This is a genomic window from Pseudoalteromonas sp. TB25 (assembly GCF_000497995.1).
Taxonomy (GTDB): domain Bacteria; phylum Pseudomonadota; class Gammaproteobacteria; order Enterobacterales; family Alteromonadaceae; genus Pseudoalteromonas; species Pseudoalteromonas distincta.
Genome location: NZ_AUTI01000089.1, coordinates 1 through 1,003 on the forward strand (window position 1 = coordinate 1; position 1,003 = coordinate 1,003).

1 protein-coding gene is annotated in these 1,003 nt (G+C 42.7%); it reads right to left on the reverse strand.

Features of this window, described 5'->3' with window-relative positions:
- On the reverse strand, positions 1–1,003 hold a 1,003-nt coding region (locus L652_RS0101805), incomplete at both ends, for a S8 family serine peptidase (RefSeq protein ID WP_024603225.1).

The window sequence follows — 1,003 nt, forward strand, 5'->3', positions numbered from 1 at the left end:
CTTGTAGTGTCCAATCGCCTGTAGCAACTTCGCCGTTAAATGATTCAGAAGTAAAGCTTCTAACTATGTCGTCGTTTGAACCACCCACATTGCTTTGTAGCGTTACTTGTGTGCCTTGAGCAGATACTAACTTAACCACTAAGTCGCCTGAGTAAGTATGCGAAATATCTACATCAGCAGTAGTACCAAATACTGTTAAGTCATCAGGAACATTAATTACTGACACTGCACCTACTGGCGAGTTATCAGGAATATCAACACTTGTGTTACTGCTGTAAGTAAAGTCGTTTAAGCCAACAGGTTGAACCATTAATTTAACTGACTGCTCTTTAACAATATCACCAGCTGTAGCTGTTACAGTAAGCTCGTATTCGCCCCACTGAGTGTTAGTATCGGTTTCAACATTTAGCATTACTTCATCGCCTGGGCGCGCTGTAAGCGATGATAAATAAGCGCCGCCTAATGTTGTTGATAACTCAAGCGTTACTTCTTCATCCCATTCGGCAATTGAACCAATTGTAAATGTGTAGTTAGTAGCTTGGCCTGCTTCAATTTGTTGCGTAAGTGGATCGGCTGATATTTTAAAGCCAGGTGTAGGGTCTGCATCAATAAGCGCTTGGTTAACATTAAGACGAGTACCTGCAACCGTTACACCTTGTAGCGCAGCATTTGCATCGCCAGAGTTCATTAGTAAATCTTTCAGCTCTTGAGTGCTAAGCTCAGGATTAATTGACAATACTAACGCTGCAGCACCTGCTACATGTGGCGTTGCCATAGATGTGCCTGAGTAAGATGCATAGCTCTCACCTGGTGTAGTTGATAAAATAGCACTACCCGGCGCGCCCATATCAACGCTTGTTAAACCATAATGTGAAAACCATGAAATACCATCGGTTTGATCCGTACTTGCAACCGATAATACACTTGCGTTTTCGTAGTTAGATGGGTAATGCGGGTTAACATCGTTATCAATAGTATCGTTACCAGCTGCGGCTACAAAGAG